The 21,715-nt window shown below is 27.4% G+C and carries 23 protein-coding genes, 2 pseudogenes and 1 other annotated feature; of the genes and pseudogenes, 20 read left to right on the top strand and 5 right to left on the bottom strand.

Features of this window, described 5'->3' with window-relative positions; all coding sequences use genetic code 11:
- The first annotated feature begins 18 nt into the window (after nucleotides 1-18).
- From LEQ07_RS14980 to LEQ07_RS14960, 6 genes and pseudogenes are all read left to right on the top strand, one after another.
- Entirely contained in the window at nucleotides 19-723 is a 705-nt protein-coding gene (locus LEQ07_RS14980; RefSeq protein WP_263331268.1) for a YczE/YyaS/YitT family protein, read from the top strand.
- Between the two features lie 137 nt (nucleotides 724-860).
- Nucleotides 861-1,187, top strand: coding sequence for a hypothetical protein (locus LEQ07_RS14975; RefSeq protein WP_263331267.1), 327 nt, complete (start codon nucleotides 861-863; stop codon nucleotides 1,185-1,187).
- A gap of 175 nt (nucleotides 1,188-1,362) precedes the next feature.
- Nucleotides 1,363-1,601: pseudogene (locus LEQ07_RS23165) on the top strand (Na+ dependent nucleoside transporter N-terminal domain-containing protein); the annotation flags it as partial.
- Nucleotides 1,602-1,628: 27 nt separating this feature from the next.
- On the top strand, nucleotides 1,629-2,615 hold the full coding sequence (locus LEQ07_RS14970; RefSeq protein WP_334307513.1) for a NupC/NupG family nucleoside CNT transporter: 987 nt from the start codon (nucleotides 1,629-1,631) through the stop codon (nucleotides 2,613-2,615).
- Between the two features lie 176 nt (nucleotides 2,616-2,791).
- The gene (locus LEQ07_RS14965; protein WP_263331265.1) at nucleotides 2,792-3,880 is read left to right on the top strand and encodes a sensor histidine kinase; all 1,089 of its coding nucleotides are present in this window, start codon (nucleotides 2,792-2,794) and stop codon (nucleotides 3,878-3,880) included.
- Nucleotides 3,881-3,882: 2 nt separating this feature from the next.
- The gene (locus tag LEQ07_RS14960) at nucleotides 3,883-4,110 is read left to right on the top strand and encodes a GHKL domain-containing protein (RefSeq protein ID WP_317852093.1); all 228 of its coding nucleotides are present in this window, start codon (nucleotides 3,883-3,885) and stop codon (nucleotides 4,108-4,110) included.
- Nucleotides 4,111-4,369: 259 nt separating this feature from the next.
- Here the strand turns inward: LEQ07_RS14960 and LEQ07_RS14955 are convergent, their stop codons facing one another.
- The 3 genes from LEQ07_RS14955 to LEQ07_RS14945 are packed head-to-tail and all read right to left on the bottom strand — an operon-like array spanning nucleotide 4,370 to nucleotide 6,440.
- A complete protein-coding gene (locus tag LEQ07_RS14955) occupies nucleotides 4,370-5,017 on the bottom strand; it encodes an amino acid ABC transporter ATP-binding protein (protein WP_263331264.1) in 648 nt (215 codons plus the stop codon).
- Between the two features lie 10 nt (nucleotides 5,018-5,027).
- Nucleotides 5,028-5,639: an amino acid ABC transporter permease gene (locus LEQ07_RS14950; protein WP_046824333.1), complete on the bottom strand. Its 612-nt coding sequence runs from the start codon at nucleotides 5,637-5,639 to the stop codon at nucleotides 5,028-5,030.
- A 9-nt stretch (nucleotides 5,640-5,648) separates the two neighbouring features.
- On the bottom strand, nucleotides 5,649-6,440 hold the full coding sequence (locus LEQ07_RS14945) for an amino acid ABC transporter substrate-binding protein (RefSeq protein WP_046824334.1): 792 nt from the start codon (nucleotides 6,438-6,440) through the stop codon (nucleotides 5,649-5,651).
- Nucleotides 6,441-6,539: 99 nt separating this feature from the next.
- Nucleotides 6,540-6,807 (bottom strand) — a binding site (T-box leader).
- Between the two features lie 159 nt (nucleotides 6,808-6,966).
- On the opposite strand from LEQ07_RS14945, the gene LEQ07_RS14940 reads away from it, so the two are divergent.
- The 14 genes and pseudogenes from LEQ07_RS14940 (at nucleotide 6,967) to splB (ending at nucleotide 19,690) form a co-directional block, all read left to right on the top strand.
- Nucleotides 6,967-7,716, top strand: coding sequence for an alpha/beta hydrolase (locus LEQ07_RS14940; protein WP_263331263.1), 750 nt, complete (start codon nucleotides 6,967-6,969; stop codon nucleotides 7,714-7,716).
- Nucleotides 7,717-7,813: 97 nt separating this feature from the next.
- Nucleotides 7,814-8,518: a C40 family peptidase gene (locus LEQ07_RS14935; protein WP_052952137.1), complete on the top strand. Its 705-nt coding sequence runs from the start codon at nucleotides 7,814-7,816 to the stop codon at nucleotides 8,516-8,518.
- 99 nt (nucleotides 8,519-8,617) lie between these two features.
- Nucleotides 8,618-9,274, top strand: a complete 657-nt coding sequence (locus LEQ07_RS14930; protein WP_046824336.1) for a 4Fe-4S binding protein — start codon at nucleotides 8,618-8,620, stop codon at nucleotides 9,272-9,274.
- A 145-nt stretch (nucleotides 9,275-9,419) separates the two neighbouring features.
- The gene (locus LEQ07_RS14925) at nucleotides 9,420-11,132 is read left to right on the top strand and encodes a cache domain-containing sensor histidine kinase (RefSeq protein WP_263331262.1); all 1,713 of its coding nucleotides are present in this window, start codon (nucleotides 9,420-9,422) and stop codon (nucleotides 11,130-11,132) included.
- A 9-nt stretch (nucleotides 11,133-11,141) separates the two neighbouring features.
- Nucleotides 11,142-11,351: a response regulator gene (locus tag LEQ07_RS14920; RefSeq protein ID WP_263331261.1), complete on the top strand. Its 210-nt coding sequence runs from the start codon at nucleotides 11,142-11,144 to the stop codon at nucleotides 11,349-11,351.
- An 82-nt stretch (nucleotides 11,352-11,433) separates the two neighbouring features.
- On the top strand, nucleotides 11,434-11,892 hold the full coding sequence (locus LEQ07_RS14915) for a helix-turn-helix domain-containing protein (RefSeq protein ID WP_263331260.1): 459 nt from the start codon (nucleotides 11,434-11,436) through the stop codon (nucleotides 11,890-11,892).
- A 164-nt stretch (nucleotides 11,893-12,056) separates the two neighbouring features.
- Nucleotides 12,057-13,016, top strand: a complete 960-nt coding sequence (locus tag LEQ07_RS14910) for a BMP family ABC transporter substrate-binding protein (protein ID WP_263331259.1) — start codon at nucleotides 12,057-12,059, stop codon at nucleotides 13,014-13,016.
- A gap of 174 nt (nucleotides 13,017-13,190) precedes the next feature.
- Nucleotides 13,191-14,435 (top strand): thymidine phosphorylase, encoded by a 1,245-nt coding sequence (locus LEQ07_RS14905; protein ID WP_334307514.1) that lies wholly within the window; start codon nucleotides 13,191-13,193, stop codon nucleotides 14,433-14,435.
- Nucleotides 14,436-14,474: 39 nt separating this feature from the next.
- Complete coding sequence (deoC, locus tag LEQ07_RS14900) at nucleotides 14,475-15,140, top strand: deoxyribose-phosphate aldolase (RefSeq protein WP_046824340.1); 666 nt, start codon at nucleotides 14,475-14,477, stop codon at nucleotides 15,138-15,140.
- A 63-nt stretch (nucleotides 15,141-15,203) separates the two neighbouring features.
- Nucleotides 15,204-16,025 carry a purine-nucleoside phosphorylase gene (locus tag LEQ07_RS14895; RefSeq protein WP_021433056.1) on the top strand — a complete coding sequence of 274 codons (822 nt, stop codon included), beginning with the start codon at nucleotides 15,204-15,206 and terminating at the stop codon, nucleotides 16,023-16,025.
- 129 nt (nucleotides 16,026-16,154) lie between these two features.
- Entirely contained in the window at nucleotides 16,155-17,438 is a 1,284-nt protein-coding gene (locus LEQ07_RS14890) for a NupC/NupG family nucleoside CNT transporter (RefSeq protein ID WP_046824341.1), read from the top strand.
- A gap of 21 nt (nucleotides 17,439-17,459) precedes the next feature.
- Nucleotides 17,460-18,104, top strand: coding sequence for a fructose-6-phosphate aldolase (gene fsa, locus LEQ07_RS14885; RefSeq protein ID WP_046824342.1), 645 nt, complete (start codon nucleotides 17,460-17,462; stop codon nucleotides 18,102-18,104).
- Between the two features lie 141 nt (nucleotides 18,105-18,245).
- Nucleotides 18,246-18,488 carry a small, acid-soluble spore protein, alpha/beta type gene (locus LEQ07_RS14880; protein ID WP_046824343.1) on the top strand — a complete coding sequence of 81 codons (243 nt, stop codon included), beginning with the start codon at nucleotides 18,246-18,248 and terminating at the stop codon, nucleotides 18,486-18,488.
- A 255-nt stretch (nucleotides 18,489-18,743) separates the two neighbouring features.
- Nucleotides 18,744-19,690: pseudogene (gene splB / locus LEQ07_RS14875) on the top strand (spore photoproduct lyase).
- A 47-nt stretch (nucleotides 19,691-19,737) separates the two neighbouring features.
- On the opposite strand, the gene nhaA reads toward splB, so the two are convergent.
- Both nhaA and LEQ07_RS14865 read right to left on the bottom strand, forming a co-directional pair.
- Nucleotides 19,738-20,898, bottom strand: coding sequence for a Na+/H+ antiporter NhaA (gene nhaA / locus LEQ07_RS14870; protein WP_046823392.1), 1,161 nt, complete (start codon nucleotides 20,896-20,898; stop codon nucleotides 19,738-19,740).
- A 363-nt stretch (nucleotides 20,899-21,261) separates the two neighbouring features.
- Entirely contained in the window at nucleotides 21,262-21,579 is a 318-nt protein-coding gene (locus LEQ07_RS14865) for a hypothetical protein (protein WP_046823393.1), read from the bottom strand.
- Nucleotides 21,580-21,715: the final 136 nt, after the last annotated feature.

Below are 21,715 nucleotides of genomic sequence, written 5' to 3'. Positions count from 1 at the left end.
AATAGAGGAGCCAATATAATGAGGCATGGAATTAAAAGCTTTATACGATTAGTTATAGGTTTATTTGTTTGTTCAATTGGAATAGTTTTAACTATACAGGCCAATCTAGGATTATCACCTTGGGATGCATTTCACCATGGATTATCAAGAAATTTAGGGATCACTATGGGTCAGGCAAGTATGTTGCTTGGAATAATAGTTGTTATAGTAGATATGTTTTTAGGTGAAAATTTAGGAATTGGAACAATTTTAAATATGTTTTTAATTGGAATATTTATGGACTTTTTTATGCTAAATAATATAATCCCTACATCAACGAATATGATAATTGGATTTATAATGTTGTTTATAGGTATGTTTATTATAGGAATTGGTTGTGTAATTTATATAGGCGCTGGATATGGAAGTGGTCCAAGAGATGGATTAATGGTAGCACTTCACAAAAAAACAAAAAGGCCAGTAAAAACAATTAAAACCTGTATAGAAATGTTTGCTCTTTTATTTGGATTTATACTAGGGGGAAGTATTGGGATAGGTACGGTAATAACTACCTTAGTGTTTGGACTATTTATAGAATACTCATTTAAAATTTGCAAGTTTGATACAAATAGTATAACCCATAGATATATACTGGATGATATTAAGCGTATTAAATATAGACTTTTTAATGATTCTTATAAGGAATGTATAAATAATATAGATTTAGATGAAAACTCACATTAATAAAAAAGAAAGCGATGCTTTCTTTTTTATTTGTATTTTAACAGGTGGAAATTAAAGTAATTTGTAGAAAAAATAACACCTTTGCTAAAAAATCTTCATATATTATAGCAAAGAATTAAAAATAAGGAGGACTTACATTGAAAATATGTATACCAATAAAAGATGAAAAAAGTTTTCAAGTATGTAATGATATAAACAACACTCCAAATATAATGATTTTTGATACAAATACTAAAGATTTTTACGTTAAAAATACATCTGAAATGAATTTAGGGAGAATAGTAGATTATTTACTAGATAATAATATAAAGCGATTAATTTCGAATGTAAGTATTATACATCATCATAAATATATAGCTTGTAGAGATATAATTATATACAAGCCAAATATTAGTGTTGATGCTTTTTCCAATATAAACTTATTTTCAGCAAATAGATTAGTTATAGATCAAAAAAAACATTGAGAATATAGTTAAAATAAGCTGGAAGCTTAAAAGTTAAAATGGGATATTATAATATCTCATTTTTACATAAAGTATAAATAAAAAGCTCAAAAATGCAGAGAATAAGTAGTATAAATGACCAATTAAACCACATAAATAAATTAAATTGTAAAAATAATCAAAAAGTGGTAGAAAAATGTCGAAAATAGTGTATAATATATTATTGAGAAAACTAAAGAAAAAGGAGAAAGCTATGTCAATAATTTTAAACATTTTAGGAATCATAGTGTTATTAGCTGGACTTTACCTAGCATCTTCTGACAAAACGTCGGTAAACAAGAAATTGATAGGAAAGGCTTTACTAATACAATTCGTACTTGCCTTTTCCTAGTAAAATTCCCTATAGGGAGAACTGTTGTACAAATAGTTTCTAACTTTGTAACTAATGTATTAGGTTATGGAATGGAAGGTTTAACTTTCGTATTTGGACCATTAGCTGATGGGAAAAGTGGATTCATATTTGCAATATCAGTTCTTGGAAACATAGTCTTTATAGGAGCATTAGTTGGGGCTCTTTACTATTTAGGAATTATAAACTTTATAGTTAAAGTAATTGGTGGTGCAATACAAAAGGTACTAGGAACAAGTGCGGTAGAAAGTTTCGTTGCAGTTGCTAATATGTTCTTAGGTCAAACAGAATCACCAATACTTGTAAGTAAATACTTACATTTAATGACTACAAGTGAGCTTATGCTAGTTTTAGTATCTGGTATGGGAAGTATGTCAGCTACTGTTTTAATGGGATATGTAGGAATGGGAATACCTATGGAAAACTTACTTATAGCAGGAGCATTAGTTCCAATAAGTAGTATAATAGTTTCGAAGCTATTAATACCTGAAACTCAACATGAGGAAGTTGTTGAAAAGGTAGAAATGGATAGAAAAGGTGCACATACAAATATAATGTCTGCTATATCAGAAGGTGCTACTAATGGTATGCAAATGGCATTTGGTATAGGAGCAGCATTAATAGCTATAACAGGATTAGTTGCTTTAGTTAATGGTGGTTTAGGGGTAATAGGATTATCTTTACAACAAATATTATCATATGTATTTGCTCCACTTGCATTATTAATGGGGCTAGATCCTTCTCATGTACTAACAGCTGGACAATTACTAGGAAGTAAAATGGTATTAAATGAATTCATAGCATTTGGGGATTTAGGACAAATAATTAAAACTCTTGATCCTAGAACTGCTCTAGTTATATCAATATCTTTAGCAGGATTCGCAAATATATCAAGTATAGGTATTTGTATATCAGGAATATCAGTATTTTGTCCTGAAAGAAGAACAGAGATATCTAACATAGCATTAAAAGGTATGATAGGTGGTTTCTTAGTTAGTACTTTATCAGCTATGATAGTTGGTTTAATATTATTATTCTAATAAAAAAGATTTGAGTTAACTCAAATCTTTTTTTATTTTTTGAAAAATAGTTAATTTAAAAGAAAAACATAGAAAATAAAGTTATAAACTTATATTTAAGTTGTAGTAAAAATATCATAGATATGTTAATATGAAAATGTAGATAAATGTAAAAAAATGATGATAAATAGAGGCTTGTGCAAGGAGGGATTAATATAAGTATCTCAAATGTAATTTTAATGGGTATCCCAGAAGCTTTAGTTATATTTTATTCTGTTGGAATAGCAATTAAAGATATTAAACGGAAAGATATATTTTATATGACATTCCTATATGTATTTATTTGGTATTTTTTGGATAAAAAACTTCCTTTAGGAGTTAGCAATGTTTTATTATTTTTTGCTTTAGCTATAATTGTAAAGTTTTTTAGCAATTTAAATATAGCGCAGTCATTCATTATAACTGCTATAGTATTAGGAATAAGAATGACATCGGAAGTTATAACGATTACTCTTATGAATGTTATGGGAATAAAGCTTGACTTTATATTAGATAATCAACTATTAAGGGTTCTAGCTTGCTATATGGCTATTTTATTTATGGCTATTTTTATGAAGTTAATAAAATATAAATATTTTAAACAGACTATGGACTTAAAAAATATATCGGAAAAAAATAAATACGCGCAACAAGTACTTTTATATGTAAGTGTATTAATAATGGCTATAATTGGAATTTTAATTTTACTTTTATACAGTGTAAGTGGGATGCATTATGATGCAGAAATTATAGTAAGGATTTTTGTAGTACTATCATTAATATTAATATTGATTGTCTTAATTTTTATGGTAATAAATTATGACAAAAGAAAAGCTTTAAATGAATTAGAAAAAAGTTTAATGGAAAAAAATTTAAAACAAATGGAAGATAGTGTAGATGCACTGAGAATTCAAAGACATGATTATATGAATCATTTACAAATAATTCTTATGCAAGTTACAAGTGGTAAGATTGAAGATGCTAGAAGATATATTTTAAGTATGGCAGATTATGAGAGCAATGTATCTGTCGATTTTGTAACGGGTAATCATTGTATAGATGCTATATTAAATACGAAAAAATTAAGAGCATCTAAATATAATATAGATTTTACTGCATGTATTGACAGTGTATTAGAAAATATAGAGCTAACAGATTCAGAGATAAGTTCTATACTCTTAAATATAATAGATAATGCAATTGATGAACTTCAATTTTCTGAAAAGATTATAAATATGTCCATGTAGACATTTATGAAGAAGAAAGTTATTATAATATTTGTATCAAGAATAATGGTTCAAAAATAAAAGATACTAAAAAAATATTTGAAATGGCATATTCATCTAAAGGTGAAAATAGAGGATATGGACTATATTCAATTAAAAAGTTATTAGAAGGTTATAAGTGCTCTATAGATGTAGAGAGCGATAATATGGAAACTGAATTTAATATTAAAGTACCATTACAAAGCATATAACTAATACGAACTAAACAAAAGACTATACAATAGAAAATCTATTATATAGTCTTTTGTTTTTTAAAAATTAGAATCCCAAGCTTCATATTGAAGTATTAGTTTTTCGTTTTTCAAGCAATACACATAAAATAAAAAAAAATAAAAATAAAGTAAAAACTGCCATTAAATAGCCCCCTACATTTAAATTTAATTTATACTATTAAATCTAATTAACTATTATATTAGACTAAAAATCATAATATCCTTTTAATTGTAAAAATTAAATTTGTATACATCCATTTTCCATAGTAAGAATCTTATCTCCAACTGACCTTGCAAAATCTTTATCATGAGTCACTATTAATATAGATCTCTTTTCTTCTTTTAAGTTGAAAAGTATTTCTTTAAAAATATTTATATTATATGAGTCTAAAGCAGATGTAGGTTCATCTAAACACAATACTCTAGGATTTAAAGCTAATGCTCGAGCTATAGCAACCCTTTGTTTTTGACCTCCAGAAAGTTCGAAAGGATAAGAATTAGACTTATCTTCTAATTTTAATTTATTTAATAAAGAGAGTGCATTTTCAATTGCATCAAATTTATTTTGTTTTAATGTACTTAAGGGAGATAAAGTTATATTTTCACAAACAGACATATGTGGAAATAAATTGAAATTTTGAAATACCATACCAATCTCGCCTTTTAAATTTAATATATCTTTATAACTATTAATAGTCTGTCCATTTACAATTATTTGTCCACTATCAAAGCTTTCAAGTCCACATATACATCTAAGTAAGGTAGTTTTACCGCTACCTGATTTTCCAAGCAAAACACATATTTCACCTGGAGCTATGTTTAAATTTGTATTTTGTAAAACCATAGTACGACCAAAGGCTTTATTTAAATTATTTACTTTTATCATTTTATGTCTCCTAATTATAATATGAAAGTTTTTGTTCCAAAGTTTTGAATATGCTACTTAAAATAAATATTAATGCTAAGTATAAAACTCCAACCTCTATCAAAGGAATTAAACTTAAAGTTCTATTTGAATTTACTTGAGCTACTCTTAAAATATCATTCAGCCCTAAAATATATACAAGAGAAGTATCTTTGACTAATGTAATAACTTCGTTTGATACTGGGGATAAAATTGTTTTAAAAACTTGGGGAATAATTATTTTTATAAAGGTTAGCTTTTTATCAAGTCCTAACATTAGACAAGCTTCATATTGACCTTTGTCTATTGAATTTATTCCTCCTCTAAAAATTTCTGCAAAGTAGGCACTGTAATTTAATGAAAAAGCAAGTATTGCAACTGTAAATCTGTCAAATACAATACCTATAAGAGGTAACCCATAAAATATAAAAATTAATTGTAGCAATAATGGAGTTCCTCTAAAAGTTAACAAGTAAGTTTTAGCTAAAAAATTTAAATACTTTAAACTAGATACCCTACAAAGTGTAATTAGTGTTCCTAAGGGTATTGAAACTATAAGCGTAAATAAAAATAATATTAAAACTAATTTTAAACCTTCTAACATAAGATCCTCCTATTGATTAAACCATTTTTTATAAACTTTATCGAATGTTTTATCTTGTTTTATCTCATCTAAAACATTGTTTACTTTATCACGAAGTTTTATATTACCTTTTTTAAACCCAACTACAAAAACTTCTTTGCCTAAAATATCATTTGAAATTTTGAAATTGTCATTTTTAGAGTTAGCTATATAATATTTTGCTAAAACTTCATCAACTACAACTGCATCAATTCGTTTAGATTCTAAATCTCTAAAAGCATTATCAAAAGTATCATAAAGTATAGGCGCCTTGTTTTTGAATGTATTGACTAATCTATTATCTTTTTCAAGGATATCAAGTCCAGAGCTTCCTTGTTGCGTTGCAACTACTTTATTTTTTAAATCAGCTTTACTTTTAATAGCTGAATTTTTAATTGTAACAATAACTTGATTATTGCTTAAATAAGGATTAGAATAGTCAACTTTATTACGTCTTTCATCAGTTAAAGTATAACCATTCCATAAAACATCAATATTTCCTGAATTTAATTCTACATCCTTCATTGACCAATCTATATTTTGGAATTTGACATTCATATTGAGTCTAGAAAAAACTTCTTTTGCTAAATCTATATCAAAACCTGATGGAATTCCTTTATCATTTAAAAACCCCATAGGTACAAAAGTATTGTCATAACCTACGATAACCTCATTTTCATTATGTTTTTGTGCATTTTTATTAGACTTAGAACATCCAGTTAATGATAAAATAGCTAAAAACACTAACAAGAATAAACCTGAAACTTTAATTATATTTTTCATGTAATATCTCCTTAAATAGTAAGTTTAAAATTATATTTGAGTATATTTCTTTGCGCGCATAATGAAATAAACTAAAAAACTCCCATCCTCTAGCTAATGCTAGAGGACGGGAGTTAAATCTCACGTGGTTCCACCTCTATTTTATTAATATCTCACGATACTAACCTCTTTGAGTACGGCAAAAAATATTTGCTTATACTCTAGCACTATAACGGGTGCAGGGAATCCGGAATCAGCCTACTAAGAGAATTTCTTTTCGGTGTTCAGCTCAAAGATGTGTTCAAAGTAAAATCAATTGCCCCTCTCACCAAACGGTAGCTCTCTGTTAAAGATAGTTACTTTTACTATTTCTTTTCATAGCATTTAAAATTAGATTTTGTTATTGATTTAAATAATAAAGCTATTTTTTTTATATGTCAATAGATTTTTTATTTATTTTGAAAGATTTTCTATAAATCACTATCATATAGACAAAATGTAGAATATATTATAGGATTAAAATGAAAATTAAAAAAGGAGTAGCATAATGAAAGAGAAATCTTTAAAGTTTAAGGTTAGTGGTAGTATAGTTGCTATTTTAACTATACTAGCGGGTATATTTTTTATTTACACAAGTTCTTATTATAAATCACAATCATATGCTATAGAATCATTAAAGTCAGATTCCAACGTGATTGTTGAAAATGAGAAAAATGGGGATATTTTCTTTAATCCTAAATCAAATAAAAAGAAAGTTGGATTCATTTTTTATCCAGGAGCTAAAGTAGAAAATAGTGCATATTCGCCTATGGCTAGAGAAATAGCATCTAAAGGATATCCTGTTATATTAAGTAAGATGAAATTCAATTTAGCAATTTTATCACCTAATAAAGCTAAGAATATGTTAGATGAGCATCAAGATGTGAACTCATGGGTTATAGGAGGACACTCATTAGGTGGGGTTATGGCTTCTGATTATGCATTGAAAGACAGTAAAATAAAGGGGTTAGTGCTGTTAGCATCATATCCTAAAGATAATAAGGATTTTGCAAAGAGTGAGATGAATGTATTGTCTTTATGGGGAAGTAATGATAAAGTTGCAGATTTAAATAAAGTAAAAAATGCAAAAAAAGTAATGCCTGCAAACTCTAAATTTATTGAAATTCCAGGAGGAAATCATGCTGGATTTGGAGATTATGGAGAACAAAAAGGTGATGGGAAATCTTTAATAAGCAATAAAGAGCAAATAAATATTACATCTAACGAGATTATTAAATTTTTAGAATCTATAAAGTAAATACAAATTAAAACTAAATAAAATTAAGAAATAACCGTATTAAATATATACGGTTATTTTTTGTTATTTTAAAAAATATAGAACAAGGAGATTTAGAATGGATGTAAGCCAATTAGTCACAATTAAACTTTTAAATGCAGTAAATCAAGCAAATACAAATAATAAAAATGAGTTTAATAGTAATTTTGATTTATTTAATTTAATTTTAGAAAATGCAATAGAAAATATTCCAACAAACAATTGCAAGTGCAGTTGTCATTGCAATAATAATCAAGATGAACATAGTTTGGATTCATTACAAACACTTCAAAGTAATATAAATAGTAGTAAGATTAACAATTGCAACCAAACTTCAAATAAAAACAGTGCAGAAAATACATTAGTGAATACAGTCAAACCAGCAGAAAAAAGTAATATAAATACATCTGCATCTAATGATATGGATAAAGCTGTTGAGTTAATAGAAAGCAAAGTAGGAAATAAATATGTATGGGGTGCTACTGGACCTAATTCTTTTGATTGTTCAGGATTAGTTCAATATGTTTATAAAAATGCATTAGGAAAAGACATACCAAGAACTTCATATGAGCAAAGTAAGTTTGGAAAAGCTGTAGATAAAAAAGATTTACAAGTAGGAGATTTAGTATTTTTTGATACTATGGGAAAAGGGAGAGTAAGTCATGTAGGCATGTATGTAGGAAACAATGAATTTGTACATGCTGCAAATGAAAAGTCTGGAATTAAAAAGTCTAAATTAACTGGGTACTATGAAACACATTATAAAGGAGCAAGAAGACCTTAGTATAATTAAATAAGAAATGTTACAAAGTCACAGAAAAAAATATCAAATAATTATATTATGTATTCATAAGATAAATTTAATTTAACTAGGAGGAGAAATATGGTTAAAGAACTTTATAAAAAGTATGGATACTTAATCTTTTTAACTTTTTTAATACTATCATTATTTGATATGAGATTTGCTATTATAGCTATAATATGTATGGTTGCGCCAATTGCAGTTGCATTTTCAGGAAAAGGGCGCTATTGGTGTGGAAATTATTGTCCAAGAGGTAATTTCTATGAGAACGTACTATCTAGGTTTTCACCTAAAAAGAAAGTACCTAAATTTTTAAAAAGTAAATTATTTAGAGCATTTATGGTATTATTTATAATATTTAACTTCTCAATGGGATTATATAAAAATTGGGGAAACTTATATGGAATAGGGTTTGTATTTTACAAAATAATAGTAATAACATCTATAATAGGAATTATTTTAGGACTTTTCTATAATCAGAGAACATGGTGTAATTTTTGCCCAATGGGAACTTTATCAGCAGTTGTAGCAAAGATAAAAGGTAGAAAAGTAAACTTAGAAGTCAATAATAGCTGTGTAAGCTGTGGTCTATGCACAAAAGCATGTCCAATGGGAATTTCACCAAAGGAATATAAAGAAGGATTAGTAGAAGACTCTGACTGTATATTCTGTAAAAAGTGTGTTTATAAATGTCCAAAAGATTCTATTGAGATAAATCTTGATAGAAAAAACAAATAAAATATTTAAAAATAAGCATATAAACTTGAGATAAAGTTTTAATATGCTTATTTTTGTATATTTGTTTTTAAATATAAAAATATTGATTTAAATAGTCACATAAGATAAAATTATTAGTTGGAAATCTAAGAGAAAAGGAGTGATTATGATAAAAACAAATAGCATTACATTTAAGCTATTTTTATTGATATTTGTTTTGATTGTATTTATAACAGGAATTATTAGTGCCTGGGTTATAAATGACAGTAATAAGATTGTCCAAGAAGAAATACAAGTAATGAGATTACAAGTATTAGATGAGGTATCTAATAATATTTCAATATTGCTTTCAAATGTAGAAAGTATAGGGAATAATATTGTGGCAGATAACAAGTTAATAGACATATTATCTAATCCAAAAGATAAACATCAAGATGTCATAGTAAACAAAGAAAATTACGATTATGTAGAAGGTTTATTAATGGATCAAATTTTCAAATATGGAAAGTTTAATATGAAGCCAGAGCTATACATAGTTGGAGAAAACGGTTTGAGCTATGGAACATACTCTAAAAATAAGTATAATTTAGATAATATTAAAAACCAAGAATGGTATGAAAAAATAGTAAAAGCAAATGGAAATACAGTTCTTATAAATACATATAGAGATGAAAATGGGATTGGACCATATAAGAATATATTAAAAATGGGTAGAGTTATAAAAGATTTTATAACTAATGAAACTTTAGGAGTTTTAATTATAGATATAAGTGAAACAATGCTATATGACAGGTATTCAGATCTTTTAGAAAAAGGAACATCAGTTTATATCGTTGACTCTACAGATAAGATAATTTCAAGTAAAGACAAAAGATTAATAGGAACAAAATATAAAACTAATAAAAACTCTCACAATATGAATTCAAGTAATATCGAAATTAAATCTAATATAGACTCCTATGGATGGAAAATCATTCAAGTTATACCTTCGAATATAATGTCGCAAGTATCTAATAAAATTGCTCAAAGGACACTTTATATAATCGCATTAATAAGCATTCCGGCGCTAATAATTACATATAAAATATCAGTTTGGATAACAAATCCTATTTTAAAGATAAAGGATAAGATGGAATATGTTATGAAAGGTAATTTAGAGGTAGAAGTAGAGGTTGATAGAGATGATGAGATAGGTCAACTTCAAAGCTCTTTTAACAGTATGGTAAAACGGTTACATGAGTCAATAGAAAATATTAAAAAATATGAAAAACAAAAAAGGGTAGCTGAACTAAGCTTTTTACAGGCTCAAATAAATCCTCATTTTTTATACAACACATTAAGTGGTATAAGATTTTTAGTTTCAATGAATAAAACAGAAGTAGCCGAAGAAATGCTTTATAGGTTTACAAAACTACTTAGAAGTATTTTACCTAGAGCAAGTGAAATGATTACATTGGAAGAGGAGTTAGAAAATATAAAAAATTATGTAGAGCTTCAAAAGATGAGATATCCTAATTGTTTTGATATAGAATATGAATTTGATGAAAATATAAAAGATTATAAAATACCATCATTTATACTTCAACCTATCGTAGAAAATGCAATACTATACAGTATGGAAAAGGAAAATAATAAAGGGTATATAAATATAAAAGGTTATAGTCTAAAGGATAGTATACGAATAATTATAGAAGACAATGGAATAGGAATGTCTAAAGATAAATTAGATCACGTTTTAAATAAAGAAGCTAGCATAAATAGTGTTGGAGTTATAAATGTACATGAAAGAATACAATTAAATTATGGACAAGACTATGGATTAAAGATAGATAGTTTAGAAGGTAAAGGAACTAAAATTACTTTTATACTGCCAAATTAGGAGGTAAATATGTTAGATATAATAGTAGTAGAAGATGAAGCACCTATAAGAGATTGGATAGCATATACTATTTCAAATATTTCCAATGAATTTAATGTTCTAGCAAGCGCATCAAATGGAAAAGAAGCATATGAATTAGCATTAAACCTAAACCCTAAAGTAATTATAAGTGACATAAAAATGCCAATAATGGGAGGTATAGAGCTTACAAAAAAATAAAAGAAGTTTTCCAGATATTTATGTTATATTACTTACAAATTATGCTGAATTTTCTTATGCAAAAGAAGCTATAAGTTGTGGAGTGTATGAATACTTAGTAAAATCAGATATTAGGCCAAAAGAATTAAAAGAAATTTTAGATAAAGTAAATGAGTCTGTGAAAGAATTAGAAAAGAACAAGGTAATTAGATTACAAAAAGAGAGTACCTTAAGTGAACGTAAGGATGGCTATTCAAAAACTATAAAAAAATCAATTGATTATATACATAAAAACTATAAACAGCACATATCTCTTCAAGATATATCTAACTATGTATTCTTATCACATGAATATTTTTCAAGGTTGTTTAAGGAAGAAGTTGGAGAAAACTTTAGTTCTTACTTAACTAACTATAGAATGAAAAAAGCGGAAACTTTAATAAAGAATACCGATATGAAAATTTCTCAAATTGCAATAGAAGTTGGATATACAAATGCGAGCTATTTTCAAGAAGTTATAAAAAGTTTAAAGGAATATCACCTGAGGATGATAGATAGTTAAAGAATAATGTATATCTATGTCAATATAGTGCAAAAAATGTCAATATATTTAGACATAGATATACAAATATATCAAAAAATTAAAACTTTATATCAATAGGGTTTATAGAGTGAAAACGTTTTATTTAATATAATATTATTAAAGCAGAAGGGAATAATTAATAAATGAAATTAAACTATAAAAAACTTGTTATATTAACTGGTTTACTATTAATTATGATAATTGCTTATAAACAAGAAAGCAAAGAAACTAAATCAGAGGTTAAAAGTAATGAAAATACAAAGATAGCAATTATCTTTAATGAAGCTGGTTTAGGAGATAAGGCTTTTAATGATTTATGCTATGATGGAATATTAAGAGCTCAAGAAGAATTAGGGATCGAGTTTGATTACACTCAATCAAAAAGCAAGAATGATTATGAAAAATTTGCTAGAGAGTATGCTAGTCTAAAAGACTACGATTTAATTATTTCTGTTGGAGGAGAGCAAGAAAGTGCTGTTGAAAAGGTTTCGAAAGAATTTCCAAATCAAAAATTTACTATAATTGATTCTAAATTAGAGCTATCGAACGTTAGTTCTATAAGCACGAAATGGGAACAACAAACATTTTTAAATGGAGTTATTGCAGGACTTGAGTTATCTGATAGTGAAAATAAGTCAGTTGGAATTATACTAGGAAAAGATTTAGAGTATTTAAATGAAGGTGCCATTGGATTTGAAGCTGGAGTTAAATATGTAAATCCTGATGTAAATGTTATGAAAGCTGTAGTAGGAGATTTTTCAGACCCTGCAAAAGCAAAAGAAATTGCACTTTCTATGTATAATAAAGGAGCTGTTTATATTCAACAATTAGCAGGAAAATCTGGAATAGGAGTTTTTTTAGCAGCAAAGCAAGTTAATAAGTATGCATTTGGAGTAGATGGAAATCAAAATTCTTTTGCTCCTGAACATATAGTATCAACTGCTACAAGATATGCAAATGACATTATATACCAAGAAGTAAAAAATATTAAAAATAATTCATGGAGTTCAGGCGTACACACGATTGGTCTTGGAGAAAATGTAATTGATTATACAAGAGAAGGATCAAGCGTTGAAATTAAAAAAACACTATTAAAAATGTAGAATTAATTAAAAATGACATAATAAATAAAAACATAATAATACCTAGAGCTCTGAACAATTGAATTCCTGGATTAAGTTAAACAACTATAAAATTAATAGATAAGGGGATATTAAAATGAGAGTATACGATATCATATCTAAAAAAGAGATAAAAAGGAATTATCTAAAGAAGAAATAGAGTTTTTCATAGAAAAATATACTAATGGTGAAATACCAGATTATCAAGCATCAGCATTATTGATGGCAATATATTTAAATGGATTTACTAAAGAAGAAACAGCAAACCTTACTATGGCTATGGTTAACTCAGGGGATGTAGTAGATTTAAGTATGATAGATGGAATTAAATTAGATAAGCATAGTACTGGGGGAGTTGGAGACAAAACATCTTTAATTTTAGTTCCTATGGTATGTGCAGCTGGAGGAAAGGTTGCAAAACTATCAGGTAGAGGACTAGGACATACAGGTGGAACATTAGATAAATTAGAATCTATACCTGGATTTAACATATCAGTTGATGAAGATAAATTTAAAGACATGGTTAAAAATGCCGGATTAGTTATAGCTGGGCAAACTCAAAACTTAGTTCCAGCAGATAAAAAAATATATGCATTAAGAGATGTAACTGCAACTGTTGATAGTATACCTTTAATAGCTGCAAGTATAATGAGTAAAAAAATTGCTTCAGGGTCTGATGCTATATTATTAGATGTTAAGTATGGTGAGGGAGCATTTATGAAAACTGCAGAAGATGCAAAAGAACTTGCTACTGCTATGGTAAACATAGGAAATAGTTTAGGTAGAAAAACATCAGCAGCTATAACATTAAATGGAGAACCTCTAGGATATGCAATAGGAAATGCACTTGAACTAAAAGAAGTTATAGAAGTTTTAAAAGGCGAAGGACCTGAAGATTTAAGAGAATTATGCTTACAATTAGGGGCTCAAATGCTAAAAATAGGAGATATAGAACCAGACGTTAAAAAAGGAAGAGAAAAACTTGAAACAGTATTAAAAGATGGTTCAGCGCTTAACAAATTAAAAGAACTAGCAACTCTTCAAGGTGGAGATCAAAAAGTTATAGAGAATCCTCAATTATTTGAAATATCACCATTAGTACATCAAGTAAAGGCAACTAAAGAAGGATATATATACGATTTAAATGCAGAAAAAGTAGGAATAGCATCATTACTTACAGGTGCAGGAAGACACACTAAAGATGATGAATTAGACTACGGAGCAGGAATAATACTTAAAAAGAAAATGGGTGACTATGTAAAAGTAGGAGATGTTTTAGCAACTTTATACTCAAGTGATGAAGATAAGTTTGAAAAAGCTGAAGAACAATTACAAGAGGCTTATGATATAAGAAATGAAAAACCAGTAAAAAGCTTTATAATACATGAAATAATAGAATAATTAAATTCAATAAAAACAATAGACATAAGGAGAGTAACCATGGATAAAAAAATGATTTTAAGTACGGTAGATCATACTTTATTAAAGCAGACAGCTACTTGGGAGGATATTAAAATAATTTGTGAAGATGCAATGAAATATGACGTGGCATCCGTTTGTATTCCACCATCATTTGTAAAGCAAGCAAAAGAATTTGTAGGGGATAATATGAAAGTTTGTACAGTAATTGGATTCCCAAATGGATATAATACTACAGCTGTAAAGGTTTTTGAAACAAAGGATGCTATAAATAACGGAGCAGATGAGATTGATATGGTAATCAACTTAGGGATGTTAAAAGATAAAAAATTTGAAGAAATTACAAATGAAATAAAATCTATAAAAGAAGCTTGTAAAGATAAAGTATTAAAAGTAATTATCGAAACATGCCTTTTAAGTGAAGAGGAAAAAATACAAATGTGTAAGTGCGTAACTGAAGCTAAAGCTGATTTTATAAAAACTTCAACAGGATTTAGTACAGGAGGAGCTACATTAGAAGATATAGTTTTATTTAGAGAAAATATAGGTAATGATGTATTAATAAAAGCTGCAGGAGGAATAAAAGATTTAGAAACTGCCCAAAGATTTATAGACAATGGAGCTAAAAGGCTTGGAACAAGTTCTATAATAAAAATAATAAATAATGAAGAAGTAACAGGGTATTAAAAATTTACATAATAAGAAAACGTTTTAAAAATCAAACATAAATAGAAAAGTGAGGTATATATAATGAACAACTTATATGAAAAAATAACAGAAAGTGCAAATTATATAAAATCTAAAATAAATTCAAATCCAACTATAGGTCTTATACTAGGATCAGGGTTAGGTGTTTTAGGAGATGAAATAGAAAATCCTGTAATAATTAGTTATGATGAAATACCAAACTTTCCTGTTTCAACAGTTGAAGGACATAAAGGGCAACTTGTAATAGGTAAATTAGAAGGAAAAGATGTTGTAGCTATGCAAGGTAGATTCCATTTTTATGAAGGATATAAAATGCAAGAAACAACATTCCCTGTAAGGGTTATGAAAGCTCTTGGAGTTGAAACGGTATTTGTAACAAATGCTGCAGGAGGAGCTAATAAAGACTTTAATCCTGGAGATTTAATGATAATAAAAGATCATTTAAATCTAGGAGGAAACAATCCTTTAATAGGTAAAAATGATGATAGACTAGGCGTAAGGTTCCCAGATATGTCGACTGCATATACTCCAAAATATGTTGAATTAGCTAGAGAATGCGCAAAAAAATTAAATATTGATATAAAAGAAGGCGTGTATGCATTCTTCACTGGACCAACATATGAAACACCTGCTGAAGTAAGAATGGCTCAAATATTAGGAGCTGATGCAGTTGGAATGTCAACAGTACCAGAAGTAATAGTTGCATCTCATAGTAAATTAAATGTTATAGGAGTATCTTGTATAACTAACATGGCAGCAGGAATACTTGACCAACCTTTAAATCATGAGGAAGTAATAGAAACTACACAAAGAGTAAAAGAACAATTCTTAAGTCTAGTAAAAAGTATAGTTCATGAAATATAATTAACGTCAAATTAAAACCTAACATATAAATCTAATCAGATACTATTGAAATTTAAAAATATAAATAGTATCTGATTAAAATCACACCAATCAAAAAACTTATCATATAGAAAAACGAGGGCGAGAAAAATGGCAATAGTGTTAAATATAATAGGGATAGCTCTTTTATTAGGAGGTTTATATTTAGTATCTCCACATAAAAAAGATGTAAATAAAAAGATGATATTAAAAGCTTTAGGGATTCAAATAGTTTTAGCATTTCTACTATTAAAGTTTCCTTTAGGAAGAATGGCAATAGAAAAAATATCAGATTTTGTAACAAGAGTATTAAGTTATGGAGCACAAGGTCTTGGATTTGTGTTTGGACCTTTAGCAGATGCAGGAGCACCAACAGGAATGATATTTGGTATTCAAGTTTTAGGTAATATAATATTTATATCTGCACTTGTAGCAGCACTTTATTATATAGGACTTATAGGCTTTGTTGTTAAGCTTATAGGAGGAGCAATAGAAAAAGTACTAGGAACAAGTAAAGTGGAAAGCTTCGTAGCAGTTGCAAATATGTTTTTAGGGCAAACAGAGTCACCTATACTTGTAAGTAAATATTTATCTGGTATGACTGAAAGTGAGATAATGTTAGTTCTAATATCAGGAATGGGGAGTATGTCAGCTACTGTTCTTGGTGGATATGCAGGTCTTGGAATTCCGATGCAATACTTATTAATAGGAGGAGCTCTAGTTCCTTTAGGAAGTATAATAATATCTAAAATAATACTTCCAGAAAAAGTATATGAAGTTGAAACTGTAAGTAGTGAAACAATAGAGAATGGAAATGGAACAGACACTGTTGCTGTTGTAGAGTATGCTACAACTACAATAAATAGTGATGAGGTAACTATAGATAACAAAGGAAATAATAGTAATATAATGGAAGCTATATCTCAAGGTGCTACTGATGGAATGCATATGGCACTTGGAATTGGAGCATCATTAATAGCTATAATAGCTTTAGTTGCACTAGTTAATGGAGGACTTTCAATAGTAGGACTATCATTAGAAGGTATATTATCTTATGTATTTGCACCTATCGGATTTTTTATGGGAATCCCAAAAGAAAGCATATTAACAGCAGGACAATTATTAGGAAGTAAATTAGCTTTAAATGAATTTGTTGCTTTTGGAGAATTAGGACAAATGTTAAACACTCTTGATTATAGAACTGGATTAATGATGGCGATATCTTTAACAGGTTTTGCAAATATATCTAGTATGGGAATTTGTATATCAGGTATATCAGTATTCTGTCCTGAAAAAAGAGGACAACTAGCAGAATTAGCATTTAGAGGTATGATAGGTGGATTCTGTGTAAGTGTTTTAAGTGCATTAATAGTAGGAGCAATAGTAGCTTTATAAAAATAAAAAGGAGACATAAAAATGAAAATATTTATAGATACAGCTAATATAAATGAAATAAAGGAAGCCAATACTTGGGGAATAATAGATGGGGTAACAACAAATCCATCTCTTATAGCTAAAGAAGGTAGAGATCTTCAAGAAGTTATAAATGAAATATGCAGTATAGTGGATGGACCTATAAGTGCAGAAGTAATAAGTTTAGAGTGTGATAAAATGGTTGAAGAAGCTATGGAATTAATTAAACTACATAAAAATATAGTTATTAAAATACCTATGTGTATAGAAGGATTAAAGGCAGTTAAGATATTAACTGAAAAAGGAATAAAAACAAATGTTACATTAATATTCTCATCACAACAAGCATTACTTGCAGCTAAAGCAGGGGCAACTTATGTAAGTCCATTTGTAGGAAGATTAGATGATATAGGGGCTATAGGCGTAGAACTTATAAGTGAAATAGCAAACATATTTGGAGTCCATAATATGCAAACAGAAATAATTTCTGCAAGTATAAGAAATCCAATACACGTATCAGAATGTGCTATGGCAGGATCTGATATAGCAACTATACCATTTAAAGTTTTAGAACAAATGGCTAAACATCCTTTAACAGATATAGGTATAGCTAAGTTTTTAAGTGACTATGAAAAACAAGGAAAATAATATGAAATTTTGTTTACAATGTTAAAAGACTCCTATATAGGAGTCTTTTTTAGATTTAATTTTAAATATAATCCATTGAATTATATTTAAAATTAAGTACATCCTAGTATATAAGCAAAATAAATGAAAGGATGTGTTTTAATGAGTAAAACAATAAACAACAATGCAAAACAAGCTTTAAATATGTTTAAAATGGAAATCGCTAATGAACTTGGATATAACTATAATATACTAAGTGGGAAAGTTGAAAGTAATGCACCTCAAAATACTATAGAAGGAATATCTAAAAATGTTCTTGCTGGAGAACAAGTTGGAGGAGCTATGACCAAATCATTAGTTTCTAAAGGTGAAGAAATTCTTATGAAAATGAATAAAGACAAGTAAGATAGTTAATAAAAATGCAATAGGTTAAAACTATTGCATTTTTGTATTTAATAAAATTACGTTTACTAAATATTTTTATATACTTTATTATTAATTATTTATGAATTATTAACATGTAATCTTTTACTTTAAATAAAATTGGATAAGATATAATAAATAATTAATTTTGAGAGGTGAAAAAATGTTTAGTCCTAAAAGAGTTATATTTGAAAAAACTCAATAGATACATACATTGGAAAAAAAATTTATGACAAGTTGAAAGACAATGAAAATGTAGAAATTATACAATTAACATCAAATAGAGTAAAGAGTAATATTCCAGGAGAAAATTTATTTGAACAATACAGATCAGGAAAAGAAACTTTAGTTGTTGGAAAAAGAAGTAGCTTAAAGTTTCAAACATGTAAACCTTCAGCACACTATCAATTGCCAATTGTAAGTGGATGTATGGGGAGATGTGAATACTGTTATTTAAATACACAATTAGGAGATAAACCATTTGTAAAAGTTTTTGTAAACATGGATGATGTATTAAATCAAACTAAAAAGTATATTGATGAAAGAGAGCCAGAGATAACTATATTCGAAGGAGCTGCAACGTCAGACCCAATTCCATTAGAGCCTTATACAAACTCACTAAAGCTTGTAATAGAATTTTTTGGAAAAGAAGATAAAGGAAGGTTTAGATTTGTAACTAAATATAGCGATATAGACAGTCTTTTGAATATAAATCATAATAATCATACAGAAATAAGATTTAGTATAAACACGCCTAAAATAATAGATTCTTATGAGCATTATACTGCATCTTCTAATAAAAGAATTGAGGCTGCTGCAAAAGCAGCAAAAGCTGGGTATAAGATAGGATTTATAATTGCACCAGTTTTTTATATGAAAATTGGAAAGAGGATTATAAAAAACTAATAAAGCATATAAAAGATACATTACCAGAAAATTATCATGACAAACTTACATTTGAAGTTATTTCTCATAGATATACTACTAAAGCAAAAAATAGAATAATAGAAATTTTCCCAGAAACTACCCTACCGATGGTTGATGATTCTAGAACATTTAAATATGGACAATTTGGATATGGTAAATACGTTTATACAAAAGAACAATTAGCAGATATGAAAGAGTTTTTTAAAGATAACATATTAAATGAATTTCCTCAAAGTGAAATTAAGTATATTATATAGTAAAAATAAAAGACTTGAAACAAATTATTTGTTCCAAGTCTTCTGATTTAAGCAGTTTTTTTATGTTTAAATGTATATGATTTATTAGACGTAGCATTTTTACTAGTAAGAGTGGCTACTATGTAAGTTGAAATAATTGAAATTAATGATGCTAATAATATAGATATTTTAGCAATACTTACAAATTCAGAGTTATTATCAAAAGCTATTTCTGAGACGAATATAGACATTGTAAAGCCTATACCAGCAAGTATTGATACTGAGAATATTGATAACCAAGTTGACCCCTTAGGTTTTTCTGTAATACCAAGCACTGTTGCTATAAATGCAAATGTCATTATACCTAAAGGTTTTCCAATAGATAGTCCAGCTACGATACCTTTGATTAAAGTATAACTATTAGAAATATCTATGTTTAGATTTAATGTTATTGCAGTATTTGCTAAAGCAAATAGCGGTAATATAAATAAGCTACACAGTGGATTCAATCTGCGTTCTAACTTAGATGAAATAGTCTCCCTTTCTCCGCTAAGCTTAGTAGATGGAATTGACATTGCAATTAAAACACCGCTGATTGTAGCATGAACACCACTTAAATATATAAGTCCCCATATAAATAAACCGATTATGAGATATGGATAAATTTTGTGTATTTTAAGGCGTATATTCATGTACATTAGAATACATACAAGAAATAATGCTAAATATAAAATTTTAAAATTTATATTTGAAGAATACAAAACTCCAATTACAATTATAGAAATTAAATCATCTACTACAGCTAAAGAAAGTAAAAATATTTTTAAAGATGGATTTAATTTATTTTTTAATATCATAAAAATGCCTACAGCAAAAGCTATATCAGTTGATATTGGAATTCCGACTCCAGCCTCAAATTGAGTACCTTTATTAAACCACATAAATATAATTGCTGGAATAATTACTCCACCCAATGCTGAGATTATAGGAAAAGAAGCTTTTTTGAAGCTAGATAAATTTCCATATAGTAATTCATGTTTTATTTCAAGTCCTACTAACAAAAAGAATATAGCCATTAAAAAATCATTTACTAACATATGTACATTAAAGTGACCTAGAAATTTAAATTCTCCTAAGAGTTGATGATAAAAAGATGAAAATGGACTATTTGCTAAAGTTATAGAAATTGCTGTTGCAGATAAAAGTAAACTTCCTGGTAAACACCTCAGAAGATGCTATTTTTTTTATATTTAGTTTCATAAAATTAATTATCCCCCCCTAATATTTTGAAAACATATATAAAATTAACTTTACATTAAGCTATACTACTCTTATACAAATATGTTGTCAATGATACTAAGTATAAAGTGAAAAAAATGAATGAAACGTTTTCCTGGAAATGTTGAAAAAACTAACACATGAAATTGACTTAATAACTAAAAAGATACATATAGTTCGAAGCGATACGAATGATACTTTTAAAAGCTTATGTGTAATTTTATTCGGAAAAAATTTTTATATGAATTTATTAATAAATATTAGATAAAAAGAATAAAATATAGACTATAGTTTTAGCTATAGTCTATACTTTATTAAATAAATATATGTGCAATAATGCTAAAGAATCCAACAATATTATTTATTCCTAATATTATAGAGAAAAGGACTAAAATTGATTTGTCTCTTTTTTTATCTATAGCAATAAATCCTAATATACAAGATAAAACTCCTAAGATTAATATACCAAATAGTATAGCTATATGGATTTGATTTTTCATTATAAAATTAAATCCATAATAAGAAAAATCCCAAGATATAAAATTTCCAACTACAAAAAATATTATAGTTAAAGTCATAATCATTACAGTACATTGACCTACTTTACTTCTTGGAAAAAAATTAATTTTCATTTCAGGATCCTCCTGTTAAAATTTAGACTCACAATATGTTTAATAAAAGTTTAATATTTAAATATGAAATATATATGAAATCGATTAAAAATATCTTAATAATATATAAATTATAATACTTATAGTATTAAGGTAA

Source organism: Paraclostridium sp. AKS73, assembly GCF_025671395.1.
GTDB lineage: Bacteria > Bacillota > Clostridia > Peptostreptococcales > Peptostreptococcaceae > Paraclostridium > Paraclostridium benzoelyticum.
The sequence above is the reverse complement of the archived record's forward strand: the minus strand, read 5'-3'. Positions and strand labels throughout refer to the sequence as shown.

Coding starts and splice junctions, on each gene's coding strand:
- LEQ07_RS14930 (WP_046824336.1), top strand. CDS start 8,618: ATGGTTAAAGAACTTTATAAAAAGTATGGATACTTAATCTTTTTAACT.
- LEQ07_RS14940 (WP_263331263.1), top strand. CDS start 6,967: ATGAAAGAGAAATCTTTAAAGTTTAAGGTTAGTGGTAGTATAGTTGCT.
- LEQ07_RS14955 (WP_263331264.1), bottom strand. CDS start 5,017: ATGATAAAAGTAAATAATTTAAATAAAGCCTTTGGTCGTACTATGGTT.
- LEQ07_RS14895 (WP_021433056.1), top strand. CDS start 15,204: ATGAACAACTTATATGAAAAAATAACAGAAAGTGCAAATTATATAAAA.
- LEQ07_RS14865 (WP_046823393.1), bottom strand. CDS start 21,579: ATGAAAATTAATTTTTTTCCAAGAAGTAAAGTAGGTCAATGTACTGTA.
- LEQ07_RS14945 (WP_046824334.1), bottom strand. CDS start 6,440: ATGAAAAATATAATTAAAGTTTCAGGTTTATTCTTGTTAGTGTTTTTA.
- LEQ07_RS14890 (WP_046824341.1), top strand. CDS start 16,155: ATGGCAATAGTGTTAAATATAATAGGGATAGCTCTTTTATTAGGAGGT.
- LEQ07_RS14980 (WP_263331268.1), top strand. CDS start 19: ATGAGGCATGGAATTAAAAGCTTTATACGATTAGTTATAGGTTTATTT.
- deoC (WP_046824340.1), top strand. CDS start 14,475: ATGGATAAAAAAATGATTTTAAGTACGGTAGATCATACTTTATTAAAG.
- LEQ07_RS14970 (WP_334307513.1), top strand. CDS start 1,629: ATGGAAGGTTTAACTTTCGTATTTGGACCATTAGCTGATGGGAAAAGT.
- LEQ07_RS14910 (WP_263331259.1), top strand. CDS start 12,057: ATGAAATTAAACTATAAAAAACTTGTTATATTAACTGGTTTACTATTA.
- LEQ07_RS14950 (WP_046824333.1), bottom strand. CDS start 5,639: ATGTTAGAAGGTTTAAAATTAGTTTTAATATTATTTTTATTTACGCTT.
- LEQ07_RS14935 (WP_052952137.1), top strand. CDS start 7,814: ATGGATGTAAGCCAATTAGTCACAATTAAACTTTTAAATGCAGTAAAT.
- LEQ07_RS14880 (WP_046824343.1), top strand. CDS start 18,246: ATGAGTAAAACAATAAACAACAATGCAAAACAAGCTTTAAATATGTTT.
- LEQ07_RS14925 (WP_263331262.1), top strand. CDS start 9,420: ATGATAAAAACAAATAGCATTACATTTAAGCTATTTTTATTGATATTT.
- fsa (WP_046824342.1), top strand. CDS start 17,460: ATGAAAATATTTATAGATACAGCTAATATAAATGAAATAAAGGAAGCC.
- LEQ07_RS14920 (WP_263331261.1), top strand. CDS start 11,142: ATGTTAGATATAATAGTAGTAGAAGATGAAGCACCTATAAGAGATTGG.